Annotated in this window: 17 protein-coding genes; 9 read left to right on the top strand and 8 right to left on the bottom strand. The window is 57.2% G+C overall.

The genetic code is table 11. From position 1 onward, the window contains the following. Positions 1-28 precede the first annotated feature (28 nt). From pepP to CMQ96_RS11675, 7 genes are all read left to right on the top strand, one after another. Positions 29-1,345 carry a Xaa-Pro aminopeptidase gene (gene pepP, locus CMQ96_RS11705; RefSeq protein WP_024358630.1) on the top strand — a complete coding sequence of 439 codons (1,317 nt, stop codon included), beginning with the start codon at positions 29-31 and terminating at the stop codon, positions 1,343-1,345. After that, the gene (gene ubiH / locus CMQ96_RS11700) at positions 1,342-2,520 is read left to right on the top strand and encodes a 2-octaprenyl-6-methoxyphenyl hydroxylase (RefSeq protein WP_024358629.1); all 1,179 of its coding nucleotides are present in this window, start codon (positions 1,342-1,344) and stop codon (positions 2,518-2,520) included. The genes pepP and ubiH overlap by 4 nt, the downstream gene beginning before the upstream one ends. A gap of 10 nt (positions 2,521-2,530) precedes the next feature. After that, a complete protein-coding gene (gene ubiI / locus CMQ96_RS11695; protein ID WP_024358628.1) occupies positions 2,531-3,733 on the top strand; it encodes an FAD-dependent 2-octaprenylphenol hydroxylase in 1,203 nt (400 codons plus the stop codon). Between the two features lie 420 nt (positions 3,734-4,153). Beyond that, positions 4,154-5,248, top strand: a complete 1,095-nt coding sequence (gcvT, locus tag CMQ96_RS11690) for a glycine cleavage system aminomethyltransferase GcvT (RefSeq protein ID WP_049087335.1) — start codon at positions 4,154-4,156, stop codon at positions 5,246-5,248. 22 nt (positions 5,249-5,270) lie between these two features. Next, entirely contained in the window at positions 5,271-5,660 is a 390-nt protein-coding gene (gene gcvH, locus CMQ96_RS11685) for a glycine cleavage system protein GcvH (RefSeq protein ID WP_024358626.1), read from the top strand. A 144-nt stretch (positions 5,661-5,804) separates the two neighbouring features. Next, complete coding sequence (gene gcvP, locus CMQ96_RS11680) at positions 5,805-8,678, top strand: aminomethyl-transferring glycine dehydrogenase (RefSeq protein WP_024358625.1); 2,874 nt, start codon at positions 5,805-5,807, stop codon at positions 8,676-8,678. A gap of 60 nt (positions 8,679-8,738) precedes the next feature. Continuing rightward, positions 8,739-9,482 (top strand): SDR family oxidoreductase, encoded by a 744-nt coding sequence (locus tag CMQ96_RS11675; RefSeq protein ID WP_004133590.1) that lies wholly within the window; start codon positions 8,739-8,741, stop codon positions 9,480-9,482. A gap of 186 nt (positions 9,483-9,668) precedes the next feature. Here CMQ96_RS11675 and CMQ96_RS11670 read toward each other — a convergent pair whose 3' ends face one another. From CMQ96_RS11670 to CMQ96_RS11660, 3 genes are all read right to left on the bottom strand, one after another. Continuing rightward, a complete protein-coding gene (locus CMQ96_RS11670; protein ID WP_082237651.1) occupies positions 9,669-10,160 on the bottom strand; it encodes a protein disulfide oxidoreductase in 492 nt (163 codons plus the stop codon). Positions 10,161-10,350: 190 nt separating this feature from the next. Further along, positions 10,351-11,784, bottom strand: coding sequence for a 6-phospho-beta-glucosidase (locus CMQ96_RS11665; RefSeq protein WP_064343191.1), 1,434 nt, complete (start codon positions 11,782-11,784; stop codon positions 10,351-10,353). A gap of 121 nt (positions 11,785-11,905) precedes the next feature. After that, complete coding sequence (locus tag CMQ96_RS11660) at positions 11,906-12,634, bottom strand: MurR/RpiR family transcriptional regulator (protein WP_024358621.1); 729 nt, start codon at positions 12,632-12,634, stop codon at positions 11,906-11,908. Between the two features lie 50 nt (positions 12,635-12,684). Between CMQ96_RS11660 and yqfB the strand changes: the two genes are divergently transcribed. Both yqfB and CMQ96_RS11650 read left to right on the top strand, forming a co-directional pair. Further along, positions 12,685-12,996, top strand: a complete 312-nt coding sequence (yqfB, locus tag CMQ96_RS11655) for a N(4)-acetylcytidine aminohydrolase (protein ID WP_004133599.1) — start codon at positions 12,685-12,687, stop codon at positions 12,994-12,996. A 162-nt stretch (positions 12,997-13,158) separates the two neighbouring features. Next, positions 13,159-13,818 (top strand): hemolysin III family protein, encoded by a 660-nt coding sequence (locus CMQ96_RS11650; RefSeq protein ID WP_004124978.1) that lies wholly within the window; start codon positions 13,159-13,161, stop codon positions 13,816-13,818. A gap of 157 nt (positions 13,819-13,975) precedes the next feature. Here the strand turns inward: CMQ96_RS11650 and CMQ96_RS11645 are convergent, their stop codons facing one another. The 5 genes from CMQ96_RS11645 to CMQ96_RS11625 are packed head-to-tail and all read right to left on the bottom strand — an operon-like array spanning position 13,976 to position 17,936. Next, positions 13,976-14,719 (bottom strand): 2-dehydro-3-deoxy-phosphogluconate aldolase, encoded by a 744-nt coding sequence (locus tag CMQ96_RS11645; protein ID WP_049090240.1) that lies wholly within the window; start codon positions 14,717-14,719, stop codon positions 13,976-13,978. Further along, positions 14,706-15,815 carry a D-glucosaminate-6-phosphate ammonia lyase gene (dgaE, locus tag CMQ96_RS11640; RefSeq protein WP_049131297.1) on the bottom strand — a complete coding sequence of 370 codons (1,110 nt, stop codon included), beginning with the start codon at positions 15,813-15,815 and terminating at the stop codon, positions 14,706-14,708. Before dgaE ends, CMQ96_RS11645 begins: the two co-directional genes overlap by 14 nt. Before the next feature lie 3 nt (positions 15,816-15,818). Then, the gene (locus CMQ96_RS11635) at positions 15,819-16,679 is read right to left on the bottom strand and encodes a PTS system mannose/fructose/sorbose family transporter subunit IID (RefSeq protein WP_014839507.1); all 861 of its coding nucleotides are present in this window, start codon (positions 16,677-16,679) and stop codon (positions 15,819-15,821) included. Beyond that, on the bottom strand, positions 16,676-17,425 hold the full coding sequence (locus CMQ96_RS11630; RefSeq protein ID WP_004124968.1) for a PTS sugar transporter subunit IIC: 750 nt from the start codon (positions 17,423-17,425) through the stop codon (positions 16,676-16,678). The genes CMQ96_RS11635 and CMQ96_RS11630 overlap by 4 nt, the downstream gene beginning before the upstream one ends. A gap of 25 nt (positions 17,426-17,450) precedes the next feature. Beyond that, positions 17,451-17,936 carry a PTS system mannose/fructose/N-acetylgalactosamine-transporter subunit IIB gene (locus CMQ96_RS11625; RefSeq protein WP_024358618.1) on the bottom strand — a complete coding sequence of 162 codons (486 nt, stop codon included), beginning with the start codon at positions 17,934-17,936 and terminating at the stop codon, positions 17,451-17,453.

Genomic DNA, 17,936 nt, shown 5'->3' with positions numbered 1-17,936 from the left:
TTATTCATTAAATCGTTCAGGGGGCGTCATGACTCAGCAGGAATTTCTCTCTCGTCGCCAGGCTCTACTGGCGCAGATGCAGCCGGGCAGCGCAGCGCTTATTTTCGCCGCGCCGGAAGCGGTACGCAGCGCAGATTCGGAATATCCCTACCGCCAGAGCAGCGACTTTTGGTACTTCACCGGCTTTAATGAGCCCGAAGCGCTGCTGGTATTGATTAAAAGCGATGAGACGCATAACCACAGCGTGTTGTTTAACCGCGTGCGCGATCTGACCGCTGAAATCTGGTTTGGCCGCCGCCTTGGGCAGGAAGCTGCCCCCGCGAAGCTGGGCGTCGATCGCGCGCTGGCGTTTAGTGAAATTAATCAGCAGCTGTTCCAGCTCCTTAACGGCCTCGACGCTATCTACTTTGCGCAAGGCGAATATGCCTACGCCGACGAAATTGTGTTTAACGCGCTGGAAAAACTGCGCAAAGGCGTGCGGCAGAATCTGCAGGCGCCGAACTCGGTCATTGACTGGCGACCGATGGTGCATGAGATGCGCCTGTTTAAGTCGCCAGAAGAGCTGGCGGTGATGCGCCGCGCAGGTGAGATTTCCGCGCTGGCCCACACCCGCGCTATGGAAAAATGCCGTCCTGGAATGTTCGAATATCATCTGGAAGGCGAGATCCTCCATGAGTTCAACCGTCACGGCGCACGCTTCCCTTCTTATAACACTATCGTGGGCGGCGGCGAAAATGGCTGCATCCTGCACTACACCGAAAACGAATGCGAGCTGCGCGACGGCGATCTGGTGTTGATTGACGCAGGCTGCGAATACCGCGGCTACGCGGGCGATATCACCCGAACCTTCCCGGTTAACGGCAAGTTCAGCCCGGCGCAGCGCGAGATTTACGACATCGTCCTTGAATCTCTGGAAACCTCACTGAAGCTCTATCGCCCCGGAACCTCGATCAACGAGGTTAACCAGCAGGTGGTGCGGATTATGATTACCGGCCTCGTGCGCCTGGGGATCCTGAAAGGCGAAATTGATGAGCTGATTGCTAATAACGCCCATCGTCCTTTCTTTATGCATGGCCTGAGCCACTGGCTGGGGCTCGACGTGCATGATGTCGGCAGCTATGACGTTGAACGTTCGCGTATTCTCGAACCGGGAATGGTGCTGACCGTTGAGCCCGGGCTGTATATCGCCACGGATGCTGACGTTCCGGCCCAGTACCGCGGCATTGGCATTCGTATTGAAGACGACATTGTCATTACCGAGGACGGCAACGAGAACCTCACCGCCGGGGTAGTGAAAAAGGCTGATGATATTGAGGCGCTGATGGCGGCGGCGCGCCAGCTATGAGCGTCCTGATCGTTGGCGGCGGAATGACCGGCGCGACGCTGGCGTTAGCGATATCTCGCTTAACCGGCGGTAAGCTGCCGGTGCATCTGGTTGAAGCATCCGCGCCGGAGTCCGCGCAGCATCCGGGCTTCGACGCGCGCGCCATCGCCCTGGCCGCCGGTACCTGCCAGCAGCTGGCGCGCGTGGATATCTGGCAAGAGATAGCCGACTGCGCCACGGCCATTCGGCGCGTGCACGTTAGCGATCGCGGCCATGCGGGGTTTGTCACCCTCGAGGCTGAGGACTATGGGCTGGCGGCGCTGGGTCAGGTGGTTGAGCTGCACGATGTCGGCCAGCGCCTGTTTGCGCAACTGCGTAAAGCGCCGGGCGTGACGCTGCACTGCCCGGCCAGGGTAGAAAATGTCAGCCGCAGCGAAGAGAGCGTGAGCCTGCAGCTGGATAACGGCGAAACGCTCCGCGGTAAGCTGCTGGTTGCCGCCGACGGTTCGCGCTCCACTCTGGGAGCCCGCTGCGGTATCAGCTGGCAGCAGCAACCCTATGAACAGCTGGCGATTATCGCTAACGTTAGTACCGCTCAGCCGCATAGCGGGCGCGCATTTGAACGCTTTACCCCACACGGCCCGCTGGCGATGCTGCCCATGTCGCAGGGCCGCTGCTCGCTGGTGTGGTGTCATTCGCAGTCGCGGCACGAAGAGGTTCTGAGCTGGTCGGATGAACGCTTCTGTCATGAACTTCAGCAGGCATTCGGCTGGCGTCTTGGCCGGATCGTTCAGGCCGGAAAGCGCAGCGTCTATCCGCTGTCGCTGACCTCGGCTGCCCGCACGGTTGCGCATCGGCTGGCATTGGTCGGCAACGCGGCGCAAACGCTGCATCCTATTGCCGGACAGGGGTTTAACCTCGGTCTGCGGGACGTGATGAGCCTGGCGGAAATGCTGGCGCAGGCGCATGCTGACGAAGAGGATCCGGGTAGCTATTCGCTTTTAAGTCGCTATCAGGCCCGGCGCGCCGAAGATAAGGCCGCCACTATCGGCGTCACCGACGGGCTGGTGCATCTGTTTGCCAATCGCTGGGCGCCGCTGGTGGCGGGGCGCAACCTGGGCCTGATGGCGATGGAATTATTTACCCCGGCGCGCGATGCGCTGGCGCAGCGTACCCTCGGTTGGGTTCCCCGTTAAGGAGTGAAACGTGCAAAGTGTTGATGTCGCTATTGTTGGCGGTGGAATGGTGGGGCTGGCGGTTGCCTGCGGTTTACAGGGCAGCGGGCTGCGCGTTGCGGTGCTGGAACAGGCCGCGCCTCAGCCTTTGAGCGAGGATGCGCCGCCGGCGCTGCGGGTGTCGGCGATTAACGCCGCCAGCGAGAAGCTGCTGAACAAACTGGGCGTCTGGCAGGATATTATCGCCCAGCGCGCCAGCTGCTACCACGGTATGGAAGTGTGGGACAAAGACAGTTTTGGCCGCATCAGCTTTGATGACCAGAGCATGGGCTTTAGCCACCTTGGGCACATTATTGAAAACGCCGTGGTGCATCATGCTCTGTGGCAAAAAGCGCAGCGCTGCGCGGACGTCACCCTGCTGGCTCCGGCGCAGCTGCAGCAGGTCGCGTGGGGAGAGAATGAGGCCTTTCTTAGCCTGCAGGACGGCGGCATGTTAACCGCCCGGCTGGTGGTTGGCGCTGATGGGGCCAATTCGTGGCTGCGCAACAAAGCCGATATTCCGCTGACCTATTGGGATTATCACCATCATGCGCTGGTTGCCACTATTCGCACCGAAGAGCCGCACGAAGCGGTGGCGCGTCAGGCGTTCCACGGCGAAGGGATCCTCGCGTTCCTGCCGCTGAGCGATCCGCACCTTTGCTCTATCGTCTGGTCGCTCTCTCCTGAAGAGGCGGAGCGGATGCGGGCGGCGGACGATGCCGCTTTCAACCAGGCGCTGAATATTGCTTTCGATAACCGCCTGGGTTTGTGCGCCGTGGAGAGCGAGCGTCAGGTTTTCCCGCTGACCGGCCGCTACGCGCGGCAGTTTGCCGCCCATCGTCTGGCGCTGGTTGGCGATGCCGCCCATACCATTCATCCGCTGGCCGGGCAGGGCGTCAATCTTGGCTTTATGGATGCTGCTGAGCTGATCGAGGAGCTCAAACGCCTGCATGCGCAGGGCAAGGATATCGGTCAGCATCTGTATCTGCGTCGCTATGAGCGCAGCCGCAAGCATAGCGCCGCGGTGATGCTGGCGGGGATGCAGGGCTTTCGCGACATGTTCTCCGGCAGCCATCCTGCGAAAAAACTGCTGCGCGATATCGGCCTTAAGCTGGCGGATACATTGCCCGGCGTGAAGCCGCAGCTTATTCGTCAGGCGATGGGGCTCCACGACCTGCCTGCCTGGTTACGTTAAGTCCATCACACTTCTCTCACCCGGCCTCGCGCCGGGTTTTCTCCTCTCATTTGAAATAATCTAATTTCACCTCGTTTTTCGCATTAGTTTTATTAATGTTACCTTTTTTTTGTTATAGAAATTAGGCTCGTCATTTCGCAGAAAATATCATCATGCGCTGCTTTTTTACCTTATTTGTTTAATTTTATGCGGCTTAACTCGCTTTATTGTAGCTAAAAACTCTGTAGGCTCTTCGGCTGATTTTAGTCATAAGCTAATGTGATGTCCTGACCGGGCTTATGGTTTAGTGCGGATATCGGTGGTAAGTTCAGGCCAAAGAGAACGTTTGCGTCGGTGTCCGTTAGCGATGCCGGCGGCGTTTTTCGCGGCGCAAAAACGCCAAAAATAGTGGCTGGTTCCGTTTTATTCGATGAGGAAAAGATGGCTCAACAGACTCCGTTGTTTGAACAACACACGCTATGCGGCGCGCGCATGGTGGATTTCCATGGCTGGATGATGCCGCTGCATTACGGATCCCAGATTGATGAGCATCATGCGGTGCGCGGCGATGCCGGAATGTTCGATGTGTCGCACATGACCATCGTCGATTTCCACGGCAGCCGAATCCGCGAGTTTCTGCGCTATTTGCTGGCTAACGACGTAGCGAAGCTCACCGTGCCAGGCAAAGCGCTCTATAGCGGCATGCTGACCGCCTCCGGCGGCGTCATTGATGACCTGATTGTTTATTTCCTTTCTGAAGACTATTTCCGCCTCGTTGTTAACTCCGCCACCCGTGAAAAAGATCTCGCCTGGATCGCCCAGCAGTCTGAATCTTATGGTCTTGAAATAACCGTGCGCGACGATCTTTCCCTGATCGCAGTCCAGGGTCCCAGGGCGAAAGAGAAAGCGGCGACGCTGTTTACCGACGCGCAGCGTCAGGCCGTGGAAGGCATGAAGCCTTTCTTTGGCGTGCAGGCGGGCGATCTGTTTATTGCGACCACCGGCTATACCGGCGAAGCGGGTTATGAAATCGCGCTGCCGAACGAGCAGGCGGTAGATTTCTGGCGCGGCCTGCTCGATGCGGGCGTTAAGCCATGCGGCCTCGGCGCGCGCGATACGCTGCGCCTGGAAGCGGGCATGAACCTTTACGGCCAGGAGATGGACGAAGGCGTCTCTCCGCTGGCGGCTAATATGGGCTGGACCATTGCCTGGGAACCGACTGACCGTGACTTCATCGGGCGTGAAGCGCTGGAAATGCAGCGCGAAAAGGGCACCGAGCAGCTGGTGGGCCTGGTCATGACCGAGAAAGGCGTTCTGCGTGGCGGCCTGCCGGTGCGCTTTAGCGATGCCGACGGCAATCAGAAAGAAGGCATTATCACCAGCGGCACCTTCTCCCCGACGCTGGGCTACAGTATTGCGTTAGCGCGCGTACCGGAAGGCATCGGTGAAACCGCCGTAGTGCAGATTCGCAACCGCGAAATGCCGGTCAAAGTGACTAAACCTGTTTTTGTACGCAACGGCAAAGCCGTGGTGTGATTTCCCTTTTGGAGATGAATTGATGAGCAACGTACCAGCAGAACTGAAATACAGCAAAGAACACGAATGGCTGCGTAAAGAAGCGGACGGCACTTATACCGTTGGTATCACCGAGCACGCGCAAGAGCTGCTTGGCGATATGGTTTTCGTCGACCTGCCGGAAGTGGGCGCCGCCGTTGAAGCGGGCGCAGACTGCGCGGTTGCCGAATCCGTCAAAGCGGCTTCCGATATCTACGCGCCGATCAGCGGCGAAATCGTTGCCGTCAATGACGAGCTGAACGACTCCCCTGAGCTGGTCAACAGCGAGCCGTACGCCGGCGGCTGGATCTTTAAAATCAAAGCCAGCGACGAAGCTCAGGTTGACGCGCTGCTGGATGCGACCGCATATGAAGCTCTGTTAGAAGACGAATAAATACGCTTCATCCTTCACGCTGCAGGGGCGTTGGCTTCCTGCAACGCCAATGATTTTGCGTATTCTGGCCCGGCAAGCATCAGCGCTCGCCGGGCAAACCAGTCAGACAATCACGATTCACCGCACGTTCAGGAACCATCGCTCATGACCCAGACTTTAGGCCAGCTTGAAAACCGTGACGCCTTTATTGAACGTCACATCGGCCCGGACGCCCTGCAGCAGCAGGAGATGCTGAAAACCGTTGGCGCCGATTCGCTTAACGCCCTGATTGGCCAGATTGTGCCGCAGGATATCCAGCTGGCGACGCCGCCGCAGGTGGGCGAGGCAACCACGGAATTCGCCGCGCTGGCGGAACTGAAAGCGATCGCCGGTCGTAACAAGCGCTTCAAGTCGTACATTGGCATGGGCTACACCGCCGTGCAGCTGCCGCCGGTGATTCAGCGCAACATGCTGGAAAATCCGGGCTGGTATACCGCCTATACGCCTTATCAGCCGGAGGTTTCTCAGGGCCGTCTGGAATCGCTGCTGAACTTCCAGCAGGTGACCCTCGACCTGACCGGTCTCGATATCGCCTCAGCCTCGCTGCTGGACGAAGCTACCGCCGCCGCGGAAGCGATGGCGATGGCCAAACGCGTAAGCAAACTGAAAAACGCCAACCGTTTCTTCGTCGCCGCCGACGTTCACCCGCAGACCCTGGACGTAGTGCGCACCCGCGCGGAGACCTTCGGTTTCGATGTGATTGTCGATGATGCGGAAAAAGCGCTCGACCATCAGGACGTCTTCGGCGTACTGCTGCAGCAGGTGGGCACCACCGGCGAGGTTCATGATTACAGCAAACTGATTGCTGACCTGAAAGCGCGCAAAGTGATTGTCAGCGTCGCCGCCGATTTTATGGCGCTGGTTCTGCTGACCGCACCGGGTAAGCAGGGCGCGGACATCGTTTTTGGCTCCGCCCAGCGCTTTGGCGTACCGATGGGCTACGGCGGCCCGCACGCGGCTTTCTTTGCCGCCAAAGATGAATTCAAACGCTCCATGCCGGGCCGTATTATCGGCGTATCGAAAGATGCGGCGGGCAATACCGCGCTGCGCATGGCGATGCAGACGCGCGAGCAGCATATTCGCCGCGAGAAAGCGAACTCCAATATCTGTACTTCTCAGGTGCTGCTGGCCAACATTGCCAGCCTGTACGCGGTATTCCACGGTCCGGCTGGCCTGAAGCGTATCGCCAGCCGTATTCACCGTCTGACCGATATTCTGGCCGATGGTCTGCAGAAAAAAGGCCTTAAGCTCCGCCATGCGCACTACTTCGATACCCTGTGCGTTGAGGTTGCCGATAAAGCCGCTGTGCTGGCGCGGGCGGAAGCGCTGCGCATTAACCTGCGCAGCGATATTCATCATGCCGTCGGGATCACCCTTGACGAAGCCACCACGCGTGAAGACGTCCTGAACCTGTTCCGCGCCATCCTTGGCGACGATCATGGCCTGGATATCGACACCCTGGATAAAGACGTGGCCCTCGATAGCCGCTCGATCCCTGCCAGCATGCTGCGCGACGATGCGATCCTTACTCATCCGGTGTTTAACCGCTACCACAGCGAAACCGAGATGATGCGCTATATGCACGCGCTGGAGCGTAAGGATCTGGCGTTGAACCAGGCGATGATCCCGCTGGGCTCCTGCACCATGAAGCTGAATGCCGCCGCCGAGATGATCCCGATCACCTGGCCGGAATTCGCCGAACTGCATCCGTTCTGTCCGGTCGATCAGGCTGAAGGCTATCATCAGATGATCGCTCAGCTCTCCGACTGGCTGGTTAAGCTGACCGGCTACGATGCGGTCTGCATGCAGCCGAACTCCGGCGCGCAGGGCGAATACGCGGGCCTGCTGGCGATTCGTCATTACCACGAAAGCCGCAACGAGGGGCATCGCGATATCTGCCTGATCCCAAGCTCCGCTCACGGCACCAACCCGGCTTCCGCGCAGATGGCGGGAATGCAGGTGGTGGTGGTGGCCTGCGATAAAAACGGCAATATCGATCTTGCGGACCTGCGGGCGAAAGCCGAGCAGCATGCGGCGAACCTCTCCTGCATCATGGTGACCTATCCGTCCACCCACGGCGTTTACGAAGAGACCATTCGCGAAGTGTGCGAAGTGGTGCATCAGTTTGGCGGCCAGGTTTACCTCGATGGCGCGAACATGAACGCCCAGGTCGGCATTACCTCTCCGGGCTTTATCGGCGCGGACGTCTCGCACCTTAACCTGCATAAGACCTTCTGTATTCCGCACGGCGGCGGCGGCCCGGGTATGGGGCCGATTGGCGTGAAATCGCACCTGGCGCCGTTTGTGCCGGGCCACAGCGTGGTGCAAATTGAAGGCATGCTGACCCGCCAGGGCGCGGTTTCCGCCGCGCCGTTCGGCAGCGCCTCCATCCTGCCAATCAGCTGGATGTATATCCGAATGATGGGCGCAGAAGGGCTGAAACAGGCGAGCCAGATGGCGATTCTGAACGCCAACTACATCGCTACCCGTTTGAAAGACGCGTTTCCGGTGCTGTATACCGGCCGCGACGGTCGCGTGGCGCACGAATGCATTCTGGATATTCGTCCGCTGAAAGAAGAGACCGGCATCAGCGAGCTGGATATTGCTAAGCGACTGATTGATTTTGGTTTCCATGCTCCAACCATGTCCTTCCCGGTCGCCGGTACGCTGATGGTTGAACCGACCGAATCGGAAAGCAAAGTGGAGCTGGACCGCTTTATCGATGCGATGCTGGCGATTCGCGGCGAGATCGACCGCGTGAAAGCCGGCGAGTGGCCGCTGGAGGATAACCCGCTGGTGAACGCGCCGCATACCCAGGGTGAACTGGTGAGCGCGTGGAACCATCCGTACGCCCGCGAACTGGCGGTCTTCCCGGCAGGGCTGAACAACAAATACTGGCCGACCGTTAAGCGTCTGGACGATGTTTACGGCGACCGTAACCTGTTCTGCTCCTGCGTACCGATGAGCGAATACCAGTAATCTGCTGATTAGACTATCTTTTAAAGGCGCTGCGGCGCCTTTATATTTTGGGAGAATGGTATGACGATAGCATTGGTGACGGGCGGCAGCCGGGGAATAGGTAAAGCGACGGCGCTGCTGCTGGCGCAGGAAGGCTATACCGTGGCGGTGAATTACCACCAGAATAGCGCCGCGGCGACCGGCGTGGTGAACGAGATTATCGCCAGCGGCGGCAAAGCCGTTGCGTTACGGGCGGACGTCAGCGATGAAGCGCAGGTGATGGCGATGTTTGCCTCGATCGACCGTCTCGGCGAACCGCTCTCCGCGCTGGTCAATAACGCCGGGATTTTATTTACTCAGGGGACGATTGAAAGCCTTAGCGCCGACCGGATTAACCGGGTGCTGGCCACCAATGTGACCGGTTACTTCCTCTGCTGCCGGGAGGCGGTAAAGCGGATGTCGCACAAGCACGGCGGTAAGGGTGGGGCGATTGTGAATGTGTCGTCCGCGGCATCGCGCCTCGGGGCGCCGGGGGAGTATGTGGATTACGCCGCGTCGAAAGGTGCGGTTGATACCCTGACCACCGGCCTGTCGCTGGAAGTGGCGGCGCAGGGGATTCGGGTCAACGGCGTGCGCCCCGGCTTAATCTATACCGATATGCACGCCAGCGGCGGTGAGCCCGGGCGCGTGGATCGCGTCAAGTCGATGCTGCCGATGCGGCGCGGCGGGCAGCCGGAGGAGGTGGCTCAGGCCATCGTCTGGCTGCTAAGCGATAAGGCTTCCTACGTTACCGGCAGCTTCCTCGAGCTGGCGGGCGGGAAGTAATCCGTAAATCTTTCCCGGAGGCGGCGCTGCGCACCTGTCTGGGCTCCCAGCCCGCAGACAACTGTGAACTTGTAGCCAGGTCAGCGCAGCGCCACCGGGAGTTTTGTGATCCATTACACTGTGGATTTCCGGGTTACCAGACCTTCAGACCGCATCGACCCGTAGCTCAGCAAGCAGGGAAATTCCCTACGACGCCATCCACAGCCGCAGGCGCATTCCCCAGTTGCTGGTCCAGCCGGTGGTGACTGACTTCACCTCGCCGCGCGAGATAACGATAAGGGTCGGCGTGACCTGTACCTCCCACCGTTGGGATAGCTGACCGCTGGCGTCATTAATCGTCGGCAGCGCCGTTTTTTTATGCGCCAGCCAGCGCGTCAGGGTGGCGTTATCGCCCGAACGTAACGCTACCGTCATAACATTACCGCCATCGTCGGCTAAAGCAGCCACCGACGGGGTGGTATAGCGGCATACGCTGCACCAGGTCGCCCAGACGTACAGCAGCAAGGGGCGTTCGTGGCTCATGGCCGCCAGATCGACCGTTCGGCCATCAAGCGTTTGCAGCGGCGTGCTGGAGAAATTCTGCGGCAGCGCCGGTTTGCGCAGATAATCCACCGCCAGGCTGACGGCGGCAACGATCAGCAGCCATGTCAGGATCTGTCTAAAGACGTTTAGCATCATTTTTCTACATGGTGATGCGCCGGAAAAGCCGGCAGCGTGCGGCGTTGATTTGCGGAGTAAGGGTCAGCGGCTCAACGATTGATGGGGTTTATCTTATCGGCTGAGCGCGCGTTAGCAATGCTAAAGCTGTAAAGAAGTGTCTGTTTTGTGGGAAGTTTTACCCCCTTCCGACTGGAAAGGGGCAAGATGCTTACAGTTTCTCGCCGTTGCTGGCGATAACGTCTTTGTACCAGTTAAAGCTCTTCTTGCGCGAGCGGGACATATCGCCGGTACCATCGTCATGTTTGTTGACGTAGATAAAGCCGTAGCGCTTGCTGTATTGACCGGTGGTGAAGGAGACGCAGTCGATGCAGCCCCACGGGGTATAGCCCATTAGCTCAACGCCGTCGTAAGTCACCGCTTTGATCATCTCTTCGACGTGAGCGCGCAGATAGTCGATGCGGTAGTCGTCGTTGATGCTGCCGTCTTCTTCGACTTTATCGTACGCGCCGAAGCCGTTTTCGACGATAAACAGCGGTTTCTGATAGCGCTCATACAGTTCGCACAGCGCATAGCGCAGGCCCACCGGGTCAATCTGCCAACCCCAATCGGACGCTTTAACGTGCGGGTTGGGCACGCTGCCCTCGAAGCCGGAAATTGCGTCGCCGCTGCCGCCTTCCGCTTTCACCGCGTTGGTCATGTAGTAGCTGAAGCCGAGATACGCGCAGGTGCCTTCGCGCAGGATTTGCGCATCGCCTTCATCCATTTTGATATTGAAGCCGCGGCGCTCCCACTCGTTCAGGACGTAGCTCGGATAGTAACCGCGCAGCTGGACGTCGGTAAAGACGTAGCGTTCGCGCATCGATTCCTGGGCAAACATCACGTCTTCCGGCTTACAGGAGTACGGATAGAGAGGGACCATTGCCAGCATGCAGCCAACCTGCATCTGCGGATTGATTTGACGTGCCGCCTTCACCGCCAGCGCGCTGGCGACAAACTGATGATGCAGCACCTGGTACATGGTCTCTTCCGGGTTTTCATGCTCGGTATAGACCACGCCGGAGCAGCAGTAGCCAAACAGCGGCGCGCGCCAGTTACGCTGGTTATTGATCTCGTTAAAGGTCATCCAGTATTTCACTTTGTGCTTATAGCGCTCGAAGACCACTTCGGCGAAGCGCACAAAGAAATCGACCACTTTGCGGTTGGTCCAGCCGCCGTACTGCTGAACCAGATGCAGCGGCATCTCAAAGTGGGAGAGGGTGATTACCGGCTCGATGTTGTACTTCAGCAGTTCATCGAACATATCATCGTAGAATTTCAGCCCCTTTTCATTCGGCTGGCTTTCGTCGCCCAGCGGGAAAATGCGCGTCCAGGCGATGGAGGTGCGGAAGCACTTGAAGCCCATCTCGGCGAACAGCTTGATGTCTTCTTTGTAGCGGCCATGGAAGTCGATGGCTTCGTGGTTTGGATAGTACTTGCCCGGCTCTACCTGCTGGGTTATCTCGCGCGGCACGCCGTGCGCGCCGCCGGTAAGCACGTCGCAGATGCTCGGACCTTTACCGTCTTTATTCCAGCCGCCTTCAACCTGGTGCGCGGCGACGGCGCCGCCCCATAAAAAGTCTTTTGGTAAAGGAATTTTCTTCATCTTTGCTCATCTCGTCATAATTACTTGTTGGTTTCGAGTCTAACAAAGGCGATATAAATGTCACGATATAACAATTTGTCCTGGATGGAATTTGTTACATCGAAAAAACATCCTGTTATTTTCAGCGGAGTTTGCGCGCTAATTTACGCCCCAGCGTTTCCAGAATATAAATGACCGGGATCTGAGTGGTAATGTCGTAGACGCCGCCGATACGCGTTTGCGGAACATGCCAGGAGAGATTAAAGTCGGCAAGCTTTGCCAGCCGTGAGTGCTCGTGGCTGGTAATGGACATCACTTTACAGCGATGCAGGCTGAACTGGCTGGCAAAGCGCAGGATCTCTTCCGTTTCTCCGGAGACCGACAGTACAATAGCCAGCGCATTACGCGCCATATCATTGGTCACCGGGAAATAAGGATCGTCGATATGGTTGCTGAATTTTCCGACGTTAGAAAAGAAGCGTGCGCCATATTTCGCCAGCGCGCCGGAGGTGCCGGCGCCGACGAAAATAATACGTTCTGACGACAGAATAATATCGACCGCCTGCTCGAGCAGTTGGTCAAATTCATCGTTATTAACGCTTTTAAAAAAGCTCATTATTTCGCTGGCGCCGATATTTGCCTGTTGAGGCTCATTCTGCTCCAGATATAATTTAAAGCGTACGCGAAACTCCGAGTAGCCTTCGCACTGCAGCTTGCGGCAGAAGCGCAGGACGGTGGTCGTGGAGACTCCGGCCGCTTCCGCCAGTTCGCGGATGGTCATGTACATCACTTTGTCGCGATTTTTAATGACATAGTGATAGACCATCATCTCAAGATTATTGAGACTGGCGATAGCGGCGTGGGAGAAGATACTCACAGTGGCAAACTCACAATTCATAATGACCAGGACGGAATGATATCATGCAGCCAAATAACATAACCTTTTTTCAGCGTTTTCAGGACGACATCCTCGCCGGACGCAAAACCATTACCATCCGCGATGCTGCGGAATCGCACTTTAAAGCTGGCGATGTACTGCGCGTTGGTCGCTATGAAGATGACGGCTATTTTTGCACCATTCGCGTAGTCGCAACCTCGACGGTGACGCTGGATACGCTGAACGAACGGCACGCGCAGCAGGAGAATATGACCCTGCCGCAGCTGCGCGAAGTGATAGCGGAAATCTACCCTGAAGAAAAGCTGTTTTATGTTATTGAATTCGAAAGGCTTTAATAAAATAATGAACGAATGTAAGTTGAAATTTTAATTTAACTTATTGATTTTATTATATTCATAAATATTCATCCTTTTATTTTAGCTAACAGGTGTTCACTGGAATCATTCTCAGTTAACCTAAGTGTGCTATTGAAAGCGTACTTGTTTTCGGAGTCAAATATGGTTCGCAAATCGTTAATCACGCAGGGATATTCTCTGGCAGAGGAAATTGCCAACAGCATCAGCCACGGGATTGGGCTGGTGTTCGGTATTGTCGGTCTGGTGCTGTTGCTAGTACAGGCGGTGGATAGTAACGCCGGCGCAACGGCCATCACCAGCTACAGCCTGTACGGCGGGAGCATGATTCTGCTGTTCCTCGCCTCTACGCTCTATCACGCCATTCCGCATCAGCGGGCAAAGCTGTGGCTGAAAAAATTCGACCACTGCGCGATCTACCTGCTGATTGCCGGGACCTATACGCCGTTTCTGCTGGTAGGGCTAAATTCGCCGCTGTCGCGCGGGTTGATGATCGTCATCTGGAGCCTGGCGCTGCTGGGGATCCTGTTTAAGCTGACGATTGCGCATCGTTTTAAGATCCTCTCTTTAGTGACCTACCTGACGATGGGTTGGCTGTCGCTGATTGTGGTTTATCAACTGGCGATTAAGCTGGCGGTGGGCGGCGTAACGCTGTTGGCCGTTGGCGGGATTATTTATTCGCTGGGGGTTATTTTCTACGTCTGCAAACGTATTCCATACAACCACGCTATCTGGCACGGTTTTGTCCTGGGCGGCAGCGTGTGCCACTTCCTGGCCATTTATTTGTACGTCGGGCAGGTTTAAATTTTGAGAAATCTCCCGGCTCGCGCTACGCTTAGCCGGGCTACAGGTTCACGGTCGTCTGAGGGCTGGTAGCCCGGACAGGCGAGTCGCGTCGCCTCCGGGACATTCTCCGTTGGTGATGGCTTGCTTGCCTGGGCTACGGCCTGGTGTTTTTTATTCAGACCACAGCTTTCACGATATCCATTAATCTGCGGATATCTTCTGGGCGGGTATTGCCGGTTTGCGGGTCGATTATCGAGCTGTAAACATGAGGCATCACGCGAGGTACGCCTGCTTCCAGACAGCTTTGCAAAATAATGCCAAAGTTATCGAGATCAATTCCGCCGGTTGGTTCTATCAGCGTCATCCCGTTACGGGCTGCCGTAGTCGCCAGCATATACAATTCCGGTAATGACTTCTCACCGCCCATGGGGAAAAACTTCGCCGCATGGGCCCCCATGTCCTGCATCATGCGTATCGCCGCATCGCAGGAGACGCGTGCCGGTGTGCCCTGACTGCTGCAGACGCCGGTTGAGATAAGAACCTCGCCAGGCGTGCCCGTTGGGCTGATCAGCGCATTAATATAGGTCTGCTTCCCGCCCGTTGCCGCCAGCGCGCCTGCGGCAAATCCGCTGCCGGTAAAGGTCTGATTAACGTGCGCCGGGTGAAGTGCGGACGCGATCATCGCCGCTTTGTAATACTGCGCAGGATCGCCGGCCCCCAGGCCGACGGAGATAGAGGGTATCTCCGCCATCCAGCGTTTTACTTCCTCAACACCTTCTTCCACCGAGGCAAACTGTGCCGAAAGGACGCCGATCGCCGCATGGCCTTCGGCGGCATCATAAATTTCCCGGGCGTTGGCGATATCTTTCGCCAGTACGTTAATTGCCGCTCGTTGGCGATAAAAATTAATTTGCTGCATGGTTTGCAATCTCCTTTAAGCGCGCCACGATCAGGGCCATTTCCCCTTCAGCTACCGTTCGCGGGTCCAGGCTAAAGATTCCCTGATGAAGGTTATAGCGCCGGGCGTAAATGGCGATATCGCCGTTGCGCAGCTGTGCTTCGACTTCGCGGGCATCCAGGCCCAGCTCACGGGCATTCACCTGAATGCGGATACGCCAGATAGCGCGTCCGGCTTCATCTTGCTCAATATCGGCGGTTAAGCCGTTGATCTCTGAAATCGCTTTCGCGACAGGCTGGAGCTCTTCGGCAGTGACCACCTTCTGCCCCTGATGATAGTGTTCCAGCGCATAAACCAGACCGACCATATTCTCCTTGCCGATTTTCATCGCCCGCGCAATACCGTGATGCTGTGCCTTACATGCGTCAATCCAGCGTTTTTTCCCGGTGATAAATCCCGACGTTGGCGCGTTAAACGCTTTTGCCCCGCTATAGATAACCATGTCCGCTCCGCTCGCGACCCAGACGAGCAAATCCTCCTCGGCGGCGGCGTCGACAATCAGCGGCAGGTTGTGGCGCTGCGCGGCCTGGGCGAAGTCCTCAATGCCCAGCATCCCTTTTTGCACGCAGTGGTGTGATTTCACATACAGCAGGGCGGCGGAGCTGGTAGAGATCGCGCTCTCCAGCTGCCAGCGCGCCGCCAGATTGCTTGATCCGACCTCCACGACGCGCCCACCGCCTAAGCGAATCGCGCTAGTGATGGGCGCGCCGTAATCGACGTTATGCCCGCGTAGCATGACAACTTCGTTGGCCATACCGGCGCTGTCCGGCATCTGCATCACTCGCGCCTGGTCGCCACGGGTGATCGCGGCGGCCACGGCGATGGCGATTCCCGCCGAGGCGCAGGAGGTGATATAGCTGTCCTCGGCGCCGGTAAAGCGGGAGACCCGCTCGCCGGTCCGGTCTACCAGCCTGTCGATTTCCACAAAGGCCGACGCCGCCCGCGCCGTTGCCTGCATCACCTGCGGCGCAACGCTGGAGACGCCCAGAATCGTCATTTTGCCGCAGGCGTTAATCACCTGTTTTAGCCCCAGCTGTTGATAGATATTCTGCGTCATGGCTTACAGTACTCCCAACAGCGAACAGACCACGCTGAGCGCGACAATTGATAGCAGAATGGTGGTGTAGCGCGGCCCTTTCTTCACCAGATAGAAATAGATGGCGAACACCGCCGCCAGCGGTAACAGGCCGGGCGCGATAGAGTCAAGGATCTGCTGGACCACCACCTCTGAGCCCTTCAGCGCGCTGAGCTTTAAAGGGGTGGTTATTTTGACGTAGCTTGCGGAGAGCGCGCCCATCATTATCAGGCCCAGCACGTTCGCGCCGTAGATAAGCTCCTTAATTCGCCCTCCCTGGAGCAGGCCGATTATTGAGTCGCGTCCTAGGGTATAGCCTTTGTGTACCATGCCGTAGCTGATCGCCAGCGTAATGGCCGGATAGAGAATTAAGGGCACAATACCGCCCATTGCGCTGCCGCTGGCGGCGAACGGAATGAAAATCGCAATCAACAACGGCATGACGGCCGCCCAGATGATCGAGTCCCCCATCCCGGCCAGCGGCCCCATCAACCCGGTCTTAATACCGGTGATAGAAGCGTCGCTGATGGGTTCACCACGCGTTTTCTGCTCCTCCATCGCAATGGAGATCCCCTGTATCACCGCGCCAAAGGTCTGCTCAGAGTTGAAGAAGTTCAAATGGCGCTTTAGCGCCTCCACCTGTTCTTCTTTTTGCGGGTAGAGTTTTTTGATGATCGGCGTCATGGAGGCGCAGAAAATCAGGCTTTGTAAACGTTCATAGGAGCTGGAAACTTCCGCGCCCAGCCAGTAGATAAACCAGGCCTTGGTGATGTCCGCTTTGGTCAGCGTGCCGTTCTCACGTGCGCGCTCCACCAGTTCATGCTGCATTACGTCGCTGCTCATCATGCTGCTCCTTCATTTTTCGCCAGGCCTTTAATCAGGAAGGCCACGCAGGTACCAAAGATCGCCATCGCCATGATGTCCACCTTCAGGTACAGCACCGCAAAGAATCCGCCGATAAACCACGGCAGCAGGCTCTTCTTACCGATCACCATAATGGTGATAGCAAAGCCCAGCGCCGGCAGAATTCCGCCCATAATTTCAAAGGAGTGAGTCAACCAGTGCGGCATCAGCTTGAGGAAACTTTCCACCACGTCCTGGCCAAAATAGTTGGCAGCAAACACCACCGGGAAACGCAGCACCAGGCCGAGCAACGCCGGGTAGAGGAACGCGCAGCGCATAATGCCGCCCATGTTGGCCGTTTCCGCGTGTTTATCCGCCATATGAACCCACGCGGCGTTCAGCGTGCGTCTAAGCTGGTCAAGAAATACGCCGATCACGCCAAACGGGATGGCCAGCGCGATGGCCAGATTCGGATCCATTCCGGCTTTTACGGCAATAGGAATCGAGATACAGGCGGCCAGCGCCGGATCTGACGGCACGTTACCGCCGGGCGTTGAGGTCACGCCGAGGTAAACCAGCTGCATGCCAGCGCCAATAATCATCGCTGTTTCCATGTTGCCCAACAGCAGGCCGACAAAAACGGCGATCACCACGGGTTGTAGCAGCATGGCGGAGAAGGTGTAGCCAAGGCGTAAGCGGGCAAACCAGTAATACAATCCCATCAGGCTTGCAAAGACTAAAGTATCCATAATTATTTACCCTGTTATCAGAGGATTAGAATTTTTTCAGGATATCGTCCAGCGACTGCGGCTTATCTTCCGGGATAGTCTGGAAGACCGCCTTAATCCCTCGACTTTTCAGGTCGTGAAGAATAGCAACGTCTTTTTCATCCAACGTGATGTTCTGGAAAACGACCTTGCGGTTCGGCCCGCCGCCTAAGCCGCCAACCTGAATGGCGGAAACATCAAACCCGAGCCGTACGGCCTCCTGAATCGCCGCGAGGGAGGGGAACAGCACCAGCACGCTGCCGTCGCCAAGCTGGTTCTCTTTCCACGATGCGGCAAAGCTCTGATTGCTGTAGCAATCCACTTTGATGTTTGGCGGTGCCGCCATCAGATAGATATTTTTCATAAATGGATCGGCGTCCAGCTCATCGCTGACTACCGCGATCCGGTTGGCCTGGGATTGTCCGACCCACTTTGTCACCACCTGCCCATGAATCAGGCGGCTGTCGATACGACATAACACGATGTTAGCCAT

Source organism: Klebsiella sp. MBT K-1 (assembly GCF_002556465.1).
In the GTDB taxonomy this organism is placed as follows: Bacteria; Pseudomonadota; Gammaproteobacteria; order Enterobacterales; family Enterobacteriaceae; genus Klebsiella; species Klebsiella grimontii.
Note: the sequence above shows the minus strand (reverse complement) of the source record. Positions and strands in the feature narration are given on the sequence as shown.